Origin of the sequence: Streptomyces sp. SID3212, assembly GCF_009865405.1 — a bacterium.
Classification (GTDB): Bacteria; Actinomycetota; Actinomycetes; order Streptomycetales; family Streptomycetaceae; genus Streptomyces.
This window is the reverse complement of the sequence record NZ_WWJY01000243.1, coordinates 1-9287: the sequence shown is the minus strand read 5'-3', so window position 1 is coordinate 9287 and position 9287 is coordinate 1. Positions and strand designations below refer to the sequence as shown.

Here is a 9287-nt window from a genome sequence, read left to right as displayed (position 1 = left end):
GCGAGCCGCCCGGCCCGGCCCGCGCCGCCGCGCGTGCGGACGGTGCTCGGTGACGCGGTCGACACCCAGTACGGGCCCGTCCAGGTGCAGTTGACCCTCAGCGGCACAAGGATCGTCAAGGCGGCGGCCGTTCAGGCGCCCGGTTCCGACGCGCAGAGCAAGTCGGTCACGGCCAACGCCGTCCCCAAGCTCAACCAGGCCGCCCTCGCCGCGCAGAGCGCGGGGATCGACGCCGTCTCGGGCGCCAGTTACACCAGCAAGGGCTACCAGGACTCGCTCCAGAGCGCCCTCGACAAGGCCGGGGTCTGATGGCCGCGGAGGGTGAACGCCTGCGCCACGTCGAGGAGTCGATGGGGACGGTCTTCTCGTTCGACATCCGGGGCGTGCGCGACGGGGCCCGGGTCCGCGCCGGACTGCGCGCCGCCGTCGCCTCGCTCCACCGCGCCGACGAGATCTTCTCGACGTACCGTCAGGACAGCGAGATCACCCGTCTCGCCCGGGGCGAACTGGCGGAGTCCGACTGCGACCCCGATGTCCCCGAGGTGCTGGCCCTGTGCGCGGCGGCCGAGCGGGAGAGCGGGGGATGGTTCACGACCGGCCACGCGGGCGGGCTCGATCCGACCGGGCTGGTGAAGGGGTGGGCGGTGGAGCGGGCGGCGAGGACGGTCGCCGAGGCCGGCGCGGGAGCGGTCTGTCTCAACGGCGGGGGTGACGTCCAACTGCTGGGCGGGCCCTGGCGGGTGGGCATCGCCGACCCGCTGCGGCCGGGCGCGCTCGTCACGGTCGTCGAGGCCGGGGACGGCCTGGGGGTGGCCACCTCGGGTCCCGCCGAGCGCGGCTGCCACATCGTCGACCCCCGTACGGGCGAGGCCCCGGCCGGCGGACTCGCGTCGCTCACGGTGGTCTGCCCGGCGGGGCTGACCGTCGCGGACGTACGGGCCACCGCGGCGTACGCCATGGGCGAGCGGGCCCGCGACTGGCTGGAGGCCCTGCCGGACACGGAGGGGTTCGCGGTCACCGCCGACGGGTCCACCTGGGCGACCGGTGGGTTCCACCACCACGTCGTCGGGCTGCCACCGGAGGTCATGTCCGTCGGCTCATGACCGCACGCCGCTCATGACCGTACGGGGCTGGAACGAGGCCCGGTAGGCCTGCGGTGTGGTGCCCGCGACCCGCTTGAACCGCTCGCGGAACGCCGTGGGGGAGCCGAACCCGGCCTGTTCCGCCACCCGTTCGACGGAGTGGTCGGTCGTCTCCAGCAGGTACTGCGCCCGGCGGACGCGGGCGCGCAGCAGCCATTGCAGGGGCGTGGTTCCGGTCTGCTCGCGGAAGCGTCGGCTGAACGTCCGCTCGCTCATCCCGCACCGGGCGGCCATCGTGTCCAGCGTGAGGTCGTGGCCGAGGTTGTCCTCGATCCAGGACAGGACCGGTTCGAGCACCGACCCGCGCGGCACCGGCGGCTGCTCGTGCACGATGAACTGCGCCTGGCCGCCCTCCCGTTCCAGCGGCATCACCGACAGCCGCGCGGCGTCGGCCGCCACGGCGGAGCCGAGGTCGCGGCGGATCAGATGCAGGCGCAGGTCGAGCCCGGCCGCGGCCCCGGCCGAGGTCAGCAACTGCCCGTTGTCGACGTAGAGCACATCGGGGCGCACGTCCACCTCCGGGTACTGGCGCGCCAACGCCTCGGCCGCGACCCAGTGGGTGGTGGCGCCCAGGCCGTCGAGGAGTCCGGCCGCGGCGAGGATGAACGTACCGGTGCAGATCGAGGCGATACGGGTGCCCCGCGCCGCCGCCGTCCGCAGTGCCTCCAACGCCTCCTCGGGAGGCGGTCCCGCGTGCTCGGAGCAGCCCGGCACGATGATCGTGTCGGCGTCGGCCAGCGCCTCCAGACCCCACGGCACGCTGAGCGAGAACGCGTCGCCCGCCACCTCCGGGGTCACCCCGCACACCCGCACCCGGTACGGGCGGCGGCTGTCGGGCAGGCGGACGCGCCCGAAGACGTCGATCGGGACGGCCATGTCGAAGGCCACCACATGGTCCAGCGCCAGCACCGCAACCGTATGCACGGAACCGACGATAGACGGGTTCCCGCCGAGCCAGGTACCGGGGGCGTTCCTCACGAACCGCTTGTCACCCCAGCTCGGAGGGATGGCGAGAATCCGTCGACATCTGTCGTTCCGGCCCATGGGGGGAGGTGACCGGCCGGCTCTAGCGTGAGCGCGGTGGCCCTGACGATCACGGACCACACCACAGAAAGAGACGTTCTCCCGATGACCAAGTTCCTGCTCACCGTCCATGTGCTGGTCGCCATCGTCGCCATCGGTCCCGTGACCGTCGCGGCCAGCATGTTCCCCGCCGCGGCCCGGCGCGTGGCCGCCGCCCCGGACGCGGAGGGCCTGGCCACGGTGCGGGTGCTGCACCGCGTGTCCTACGTCTACGCGGGAGTGGGGCTGGCCGTGCCGCTGGCCGGGCTCGCGACGGCCCGTTCGATGCACGTCCTGGGCAGTCCCTGGCTGATCACGTCGATCGTTCTCACCGCGGCGGCCGCGATCGTCCTGGGCCTGCTGATCCTGCCCTCCCAGGAGGCCGTCCTCGACACCCTCGTGGGGACGGGCACCGGGCGGGTGACGGTCGACCGCGCCACGACCGCCCGGCTGGCGATGCTGACCGGCGTCTTCAACCTGCTCTGGGCGACGGTCACGGTCCTGATGATCGTCCGCCCCGGCTCGACCACGGGGGCGTGACCACCGGGGCGTGACCACCAGCGCGTGACCCTCGTGACCAGGAGCTGGTGACCGGCCGTCAGGTGAGTGCCGCTGTCACCAACGCGGCCGTCCTGGCGACCAGTTGGTCGTCGGCCGGGGCGTCGGGGTCCTCCTGGGTGGACAGGACCGACAGGACGACGGGGCGCCGGCCGGGGGGCCACGCGACGCCCACGTCGTTCGTGGTGCCGTAGTCGCCCGTCCCGGTCTTCTCGGCGACGGTCCAGTCGTCGGGGAGGCCCGCGCGCAGGCGTGCGCCGCCCGTGGTGTTGGCCAGCAGCCAGCCGGTCAGCCGTTCGCGGTCCCCGGGATCGAGGGCGTGGCCCAGGATCAGCCGGGCGTAGGTCCGGCCGACGGCGTACGGGCCCGTGGTGTCCGTGACCCGGTCAGGTTCCGCCGAGTTCAGCTCGGGCTCCCACCGGTCGAGCCGGGTCACGGTGTCCCCGACGGAGCGGCAGAAACGGGTGACCGACGCCGGTCCGCCGAGCTTCCCGAGCAGGAGGTTCGCGGCGGTGTTGTCGCTGTGGGTGATGCTCGCGGCGCACAGGGCCTCGACCGTCATGCCCTGGGCGAGGTTGGCCGGCAGGCCGGTGACCGGTGCGTGTCCGGACCGTACGACATCCCGCTCGGTGTACCGCACCCGCCGGGACAGGTACTCACCGTCCCGGTCCAGGTCCCGCAGCACGGCCGCGACGGCGAGCGTCTTGAACACCGAGCAGATCGGGAAACGTTCGTGTCCCCGGTGCAGGACGGTCCGGCCCGTCGCCACGTCGTGGGCGAACACCCCCAGCCGGGCCGACCGTTCCTCTTCGAGGGCGAGCAACTGCCGTGTGAGTGGCACGTGGTCGCGCGGACCCGACGCGTACGCCGACGTCCCCAGGGGCAGGACGCCCGCCAGCGCGGTCCCGGCGCCCGCCGCCAGCATCACGCGGCGGGACATGGCTGTTAAGTGTTTCGGCTCCACGATCCTGCTTCCCTTCCGGTCCTTCGGTCAGTCCTTGTCCGGCTGGTCCTTCTCCAGCTGGTCCTTCTCCGGCGCCCGCCAGCCCAGCGCCGGGCCGAGCTTCGTGGCGATGTCGGTGAGGATCTGCACGTAGTCCTCGTGGCCGAACGTGAAGGGCAGCGCGAACGCGACCTCGTCGATCTCCCGGAACGCGACGTCCGCGTACAGCTGTTCGGCGATCTCCGCCGAGGTGCCGACCAGGTCGCGCGCGAACAACATGCGCGCGGGCCCCTGCGGTGTGGTCGTGCGCGGCGTCCGCTTCGCGACGAACTCCTCGTACTTCGCGCGCTGTTCGGACGACGCGCTGTCCGTGGGGATCACGACGAGCCCCTGCGAGACCCGGGCCCGGTCGCCGTCGGGGTGGTGGGCGCGGAAGGCCCGTACGTGCGACAGCTGGATCTCGGCGAAGTCCTCCGACTCCTCCGCCTTCACGACGCTGCTGGTCAGGTAGTTCATGCCGTGCTCGCCGGCCCACCGGGCGGACCGCAGGCTCCCCCCGCCGTACCACATGCGGCTGCCCAGACCGGCGGCGTGCGGCTGGACACGGTCGGAGAACACCTCGAAGCCCTCGGTGCCGCTGAAGTTCGTGGCCGGTTCGCCCCGTACGAAGCTCAGGAGCCGTTCCACCCGGGCGTAGCTGAAGTCCTCGGCGTCGGCGGTGTCCGGGTAGAGCGCCTCTTTGACCTGGTCGTAGTGCATCGGCGGACCGACGCTGATCCCGGGGTTGAGGCGGCCCCCCGACAGGATGTCGACCGTCGCCAGGTCCTCGGCCAGCCGCAGCGGGTTCTCCCAGCCCAACGGGATGACGGCGGTGCCCAGTTCGATGCGGCTGGTGCGCTGCGAGGCGGCGGCGAGGACCGCGACGGGGGAGGAGATGCCGTACTGGAGGTGGCGGTGCCGCATCCACGCGCTGTCGAAACCGAGCCGCTCACCCAGTTCGATGATCTCCAGGGTCGATTCGTGGCCCCGGCGGGGATCGGCGTCGTCGAAGAGCCCGATGGTCAGGAAGCCCAGCTTCCGCAGCGGCTCCGAAGTCAGCGGCACAGGATCCTCCGTGGTCCGCGGCATGCTCTGTCACACGCCGGCGCTGCGCCAATTGTGGCAGGCGGTCCCGGTGCGCACCGGTGGGGGAGCGGAGTCGCCCCTACGTCCACCGCAGCGCCGAGCGCCGGTTCCAGTACGTCCCCGGGTCGACCGCCAGCCCGGTGAGGCGGTCCGGGTCGGGGGCCGGGGCGGTGGTCGCCGTCAGATTGGAGCGCAGCTGGCCGACCGTCGTGGCGCCGGAGAGGACGACGTCCGCCCAGGGTTGGGCCAGGGCGGCGGCCAGCGCGGTGACGTCGGGGTGGTCCCCCAGCGCCCGGGTCGCGGGCCCCGGCACCGCGAGCAGCCCGTTGGCCAGCGGCTCCTTCACGATCACGGTCCACCCCGCCGCCTTGGCCTCGCCGAGCGCGGCGCCGGCGGAGGGCTCCAGCACGTTCCAGGTGGCCTGTACGGCGGAGAACAGGGGTGCCCCGCCGACCTGGACACCCAGGGCCCGGCGCAGGGTGTCGGCCTGGCCGGGGCCGCTGAGGCTGAGGCCCACGGGTACGCCCAGCGCGGCGAGGTCCCGCAGGACGGCCTTGTCGTCGAGGATCCCCGACTCCAGCGTCGCCGAGTGGACCTGGTAGAGGCGCAGCCAGGGCCCGAGCAGCGCCTCCGTCTGCGGCCATTGACGGGCCAGGGCGGCGGCCGAGTGGTCCTTGACCTCCTGGACCTCGGCGTGCGCCTGCCAGTCGGCGGTGTAGGTGTAACCCCACTTGGACGACACGGTGATGTCGTCGGCCGGCACGTCACGCCCGGTCAGCCACCCGGACAGGAACTGCTCGGCCAGGCCGTACGAGCGGGCGGCGTCGAACCACCGGACGCCGCCCGCCCACGCCGCGTCGCAGACCTGCTCGCAGCGCGTGCGGAGCGCGTCGACCGAGCGGTCGGCGCCGAGGGCGGCGCCATGACCGACCGTCAGGTATTCCGGGCGGCCCAGCGCCGCCAAACCCAGTCCGAGGACAGCCATGGCCGCATCGTAACCGCGTCTCCCGCCCGCGCCCGGCGGCCCGCCGGTACCGCCGCGTTCAGCTCTTGCGCAGCGGCGCGAGCGCCTCGCTCCAGGCGACGACCTGGTCGAGCGTGGTGGTGAGGGCGTCGCGCTGGGGGTCGGTGGGCTTGAACACGCTGAAGTTCTCGAAGTCGGTGAAGAGGGACAACGCCACCTGGTTGCGTACGTCGGCCATCTGGAGTTCGCCGGCTATCAGACGCAGGTGCTCCACGGCGCGGGTGCCGCCGGCGGAGCCGTAGCTGACGAAGCCGACCGCCTTGTTGTTCCACTCCCGGTAGAGGAAGTCGATGGCGTTCTTCAGGGCGCCGGAGGTGGAGTGGTTGTACTCCGGTGTCACCATCACGTACCCGTCGAACGAAGCGATCTTCTCCGCCCAGGCCAGGGTGTGCGGCTGGGCGTACTGGCCCATCGCGGGCGGGTACGCCTCGTCCAGGTGGGGGAGCTGGAAGTCGAGCAGGTCCACCAGCTCGAACTCCGCGTCGGAGCGCTGTGCGGCCACCTCGTGCACCCAGCGGGCCACGGCCTCCCCGTTGCGTCCGGGGCGGGTGCTGCCGAGGATGATCCCGATCCTGGTCATTGCTGTTCCTCTGCCTTCTTGTCGCGCGGTCCTTGCTTCGTCAAGCAAACACCTTGGTAGTTGCTTCGTCAAGCAACTATGATGGGAGCATGACCGCCCAGACGAGATCCTCGCTCCGGCCCCTCAGTGCCGATGAAGAAGCCCTGATCAGAGAGCTGGGCCGGGTGATGTCGGTCCTGCCCCGCGCCGTCGACGCCGACATGGTGCGCGAGCGCCAGCTGCCCGTGAGCGAGTACACGACTCTGATGCATCTGTCCGAGGCGCCGGACCGGCTGCTGCGGATGAGCGAGCTGGCGGCGGCCTGCAACCTCTCGGTCAGCGGGATGACCCGGGTGGTCACGCGCCTGGAAGAGCGGGGCCTGGTCCGGCGGGTCAGGTGCGACGGAGACGCCCGCGGGTGGAACGCCGTCCTCACGGACGCCGGTTTCGCGCGGCTGGAGGAGGCGTGGCCGGCCCACCTGGCCAGCGTGCGGCGCCACGTCCTGGACCATCTGGAGAGCGCCGACATCACCCGGCTGACCGCCGCCCTGCGGTCCATCGCCCCCTCGGCCTGACAGCGGGTCCGCCGAGACAAACAGGTGGTGCGGGGTCATGGGCGGGGGCACACTCAGGGTTATGTTCCCACCGCCTCAGGCCGGTCCCCTGTGTACGCGCGGCTCGATCGCCGCCGCACTGCGTGACCTGGGCCTGCGTCCCGGCGAGACCGTCCTCGTCCACTCCTCCCTCAGCTCGCTGGGCTGGGTCTGCGGCGGCGCGGAGGCGGTCGTGGGGGCGCTGCTGGACACCCTGGGCGACGACGGGACCCTGGTGGTGCCGGCCCACTCCGGCGGCAACTCGGAACCCGCCGACTGGCACAACCCCCCGGTGCCCGAGGCCTGGTGGGCGGCGATCCGCGCGTGCATGCCCCCGTACGACCCCCGCGTCACGCCCGCACGGGGCGTCGGTGTGATCCCGGAGACCGTACGGAACTGGCCGGGCGCCCTCCGCAGCGACCACCCGCAGACCTCGTTCGCGGCCCTGGGCCCGCGCGCCGCCGGGATCGTGGCCGGTCACGCCCTGGACTGCCAACTGGGCGAGCACAGCCCGCTCGCACGGCTGGAGGAGGCCGGGGCGCGGATCCTTCTGCTGGGCGCGGGCTTCGACACGTGTACGGCGTTCCACCTGGCCGAATACCGGGTCCCGGCGGCGCGGGTCGACAACTCCTTCGCGGTCATGACCCCCGGGGGCCGCCGCTGGAGCACGGTGCGCGACGTCGCGATCACCAGCGACGGCTTCGCAGAGCTGGGAGCGGCCTTCGAGAAGGAACACCCGGTGGTGCGGGGCCGGGTGGGCGCGGCGCAGGCGCGGCTGTTCCCGCTGGCGGACGCGGTCGCCTACGCCGTGACCTGGCTGCGCGAGCACCGCCCGCTGTCCGTCCCGGGGTGACGGCGTGCGGGGCGTCCCGGAGTGACTTCGGGTCCGGCGTCCCGCGGTGACGGGGTGACGGCGTCCGCGCCGCACGCGTATTCCGGTTGTTCCGGCCCGGGCCTCGTTGACAGGATCCCCGCCATGCCTACTTTCTCCGCGCCCGACGGAACCCGGCTCGCCTACCGCACGATCGGAGACGGTGACCCCGTCATCTGCGTCCCGGGAGGCCCCGCGGACTCCGCCTACCTCGGCGACCTCGGCGGCCTGGCCGCACACCGCCGGCTGATCGTCCTGGACCTCCGGGGCACCGGCGGGTCCGCGATCCCGGAGGACACCTCCTCGTACCGCTGCGACCGTCTCGTGGACGACGTCGAAGCCCTGCGCGACCACCTCGGACTCGTCAGGCCCGACCTGCTCGGCCACTCCGGGGGCGCGAACATCGCGGTGCAGTACGCGGCCCGCCACCCGGAGAACATCCGCGGGCTGGCCCTGATCACCCCCGGCCCCGCCGCTGTCGGCATCACCGTCACGGGTGAGACGCGGCGCGCGCTCGCACGGCTCCGTGAGGACGAACCGTGGTTCCCGCCGGCGTTCACCGCCCTGGAGGCGATCACCGAGGGCACCGGCACCGACTGGGACGCCGTCGCCCCCTTCTTCAGCGGCCGGTGGGACCCCGAGGCGCGGCGGCACCAGGCCGCGAGCCGGCCGGCCAACCAGGAGGCCGTCGCCCTCTTCGGGGCGGACGGCGCGTTCAACCCGGAGACCACGCGTACGGCGCTCGCCGCCCACCAGGGCCCCGTCCTGCTCCTCGCCGGGGAGTTCGACCTGAACACACCCCCGTCGGCGGTGGCGGAGTACGCCGGACTCTTCCCCGACGCCACCTACGTCGTCCAGCCGGGGGCGGGCCACTACCCGTGGCTCGACGACGCCGAACGGTTCGTCGCGACCACGGCGGCCTTCCCGCGCTGAGCGCGCGTCGACCGTCCCCCGGCGCGGATCGCGCGCCGGCGCGCCCGCCGCCGTTCATGGAGATTGCTTTAAGCCCCCGCCCGGTGGATCGTCCGCGCAACATTCGCGTGTTACGAAGGAGGGGGGACCCACGGCCCGCATGCGCCCGGTCCACCGCCTGTCGGGGCAACACGCCCCGGCGGGCCGAGCCATGGGATGGGGAGAGGTGGGTACGCGCGGATGATGAGAGTCCTTCGCCCCCGGCCGGGACTGTGGTGGCGCTGGAGACGCAATCCGCTCCGGCGCCGCAGCGACGCGGTGGAGGCGTGGATGCTGCCGGCCGTATGGGCGCTGGCCCTGACCGTGGCCGTGGTGGCCGGGCTGCTGGCGGCCCAGGGGGTACGGTCCGCCGCCGACGGGCACCGGGCGCTGCGGCACCACACCCCGGCCGTGCTCCTCGCCGACACGCCCGTCGCGCCCGCGTCGGCGGGCCGGCCG

General features: G+C 73.1%; 11 protein-coding genes and 1 pseudogene. 7 read left to right on the top strand and 5 right to left on the bottom strand.

Translation table 11 applies throughout. The annotated features are described in order from the left end of the window. Together GT042_RS07210 and GT042_RS07205 are read left to right on the top strand one after the other, a co-directional pair. Window positions 1–309, top strand: a 309-nt coding sequence (locus GT042_RS07210; protein WP_161307872.1) for an FMN-binding protein, incomplete at its 5' end; no start/stop codon positions are given. Beyond that, window positions 309–1103 (top strand): FAD:protein FMN transferase, encoded by a 795-nt coding sequence (locus tag GT042_RS07205; RefSeq protein WP_237530535.1) that lies wholly within the window; start codon window positions 309–311, stop codon window positions 1101–1103. The genes GT042_RS07210 and GT042_RS07205, both read left to right, overlap by 1 nt. Here GT042_RS07205 and GT042_RS07200 read toward each other — a convergent pair. Beyond that, window positions 1098–2066: a helix-turn-helix domain-containing protein gene (locus tag GT042_RS07200; protein ID WP_345943703.1), complete on the bottom strand. Its 969-nt coding sequence runs from the start codon at window positions 2064–2066 to the stop codon at window positions 1098–1100. The genes GT042_RS07205 and GT042_RS07200 overlap by 6 nt on opposite strands. Window positions 2067–2270: 204 nt before the next feature. On the opposite strand from GT042_RS07200, the gene GT042_RS07195 reads away from it, so the two are divergent. After that, window positions 2271–2744, top strand: coding sequence for a hypothetical protein (locus GT042_RS07195; protein ID WP_161307870.1), 474 nt, complete (start codon window positions 2271–2273; stop codon window positions 2742–2744). 58 nt (window positions 2745–2802) lie between these two features. On the opposite strand, the gene bla is transcribed toward GT042_RS07195, so the two are convergent. The 4 genes from bla to GT042_RS07175 form a co-directional block, all read right to left on the bottom strand. After that, a complete protein-coding gene (bla, locus tag GT042_RS07190) occupies window positions 2803–3702 on the bottom strand; it encodes a class A beta-lactamase (protein ID WP_237530534.1) in 900 nt (299 codons plus the stop codon). Between the two features lie 51 nt (window positions 3703–3753). Then, on the bottom strand, window positions 3754–4809 hold the full coding sequence (locus tag GT042_RS07185; protein ID WP_161307869.1) for an LLM class flavin-dependent oxidoreductase: 1056 nt from the start codon (window positions 4807–4809) through the stop codon (window positions 3754–3756). Window positions 4810–4909: 100 nt separating this feature from the next. Further along, window positions 4910–5815, bottom strand: a complete 906-nt coding sequence (locus tag GT042_RS07180; protein ID WP_161307868.1) for an aldo/keto reductase — start codon at window positions 5813–5815, stop codon at window positions 4910–4912. Between the two features lie 58 nt (window positions 5816–5873). Then, window positions 5874–6434 carry an NAD(P)H-dependent oxidoreductase gene (locus GT042_RS07175; RefSeq protein WP_161307867.1) on the bottom strand — a complete coding sequence of 187 codons (561 nt, stop codon included), beginning with the start codon at window positions 6432–6434 and terminating at the stop codon, window positions 5874–5876. 89 nt (window positions 6435–6523) lie between these two features. On the opposite strand from GT042_RS07175, the gene GT042_RS07170 reads away from it, so the two are divergent. The 4 genes and pseudogenes from GT042_RS07170 to GT042_RS38060 all read left to right on the top strand — a co-directional run. Further along, window positions 6524–6988, top strand: coding sequence for a MarR family winged helix-turn-helix transcriptional regulator (locus tag GT042_RS07170; RefSeq protein ID WP_161307866.1), 465 nt, complete (start codon window positions 6524–6526; stop codon window positions 6986–6988). 61 nt (window positions 6989–7049) lie between these two features. Next, window positions 7050–7859 (top strand): AAC(3) family N-acetyltransferase, encoded by an 810-nt coding sequence (locus GT042_RS07165; RefSeq protein ID WP_161307865.1) that lies wholly within the window; start codon window positions 7050–7052, stop codon window positions 7857–7859. 123 nt (window positions 7860–7982) lie between these two features. After that, window positions 7983–8810, top strand: coding sequence for an alpha/beta hydrolase (locus tag GT042_RS07160; protein WP_161307864.1), 828 nt, complete (start codon window positions 7983–7985; stop codon window positions 8808–8810). 219 nt (window positions 8811–9029) lie between these two features. Then, window positions 9030–9287, top strand: a pseudogene (locus GT042_RS38060) (hypothetical protein); the annotation flags it as partial.

Bases quoted from the DNA above. Each gene is read 5' to 3' on its own strand.
- GT042_RS07205 (WP_237530535.1), top strand. From the start codon at position 309: ATGGCCGCGGAGGGTGAACGCCTGCGCCACGTCGAGGAGTCGATGGGG.
- GT042_RS07195 (WP_161307870.1), top strand. From the start codon at position 2,271: ATGACCAAGTTCCTGCTCACCGTCCATGTGCTGGTCGCCATCGTCGCC.
- bla (WP_237530534.1), bottom strand. From the start codon at position 3,702: ATGTCCCGCCGCGTGATGCTGGCGGCGGGCGCCGGGACCGCGCTGGCG.
- GT042_RS07180 (WP_161307868.1), bottom strand. From the start codon at position 5,815: ATGGCTGTCCTCGGACTGGGTTTGGCGGCGCTGGGCCGCCCGGAATAC.
- GT042_RS07175 (WP_161307867.1), bottom strand. From the start codon at position 6,434: ATGACCAGGATCGGGATCATCCTCGGCAGCACCCGCCCCGGACGCAAC.
- GT042_RS07170 (WP_161307866.1), top strand. From the start codon at position 6,524: ATGACCGCCCAGACGAGATCCTCGCTCCGGCCCCTCAGTGCCGATGAA.
- GT042_RS07165 (WP_161307865.1), top strand. From the start codon at position 7,050: ATGTTCCCACCGCCTCAGGCCGGTCCCCTGTGTACGCGCGGCTCGATC.
- GT042_RS07160 (WP_161307864.1), top strand. From the start codon at position 7,983: ATGCCTACTTTCTCCGCGCCCGACGGAACCCGGCTCGCCTACCGCACG.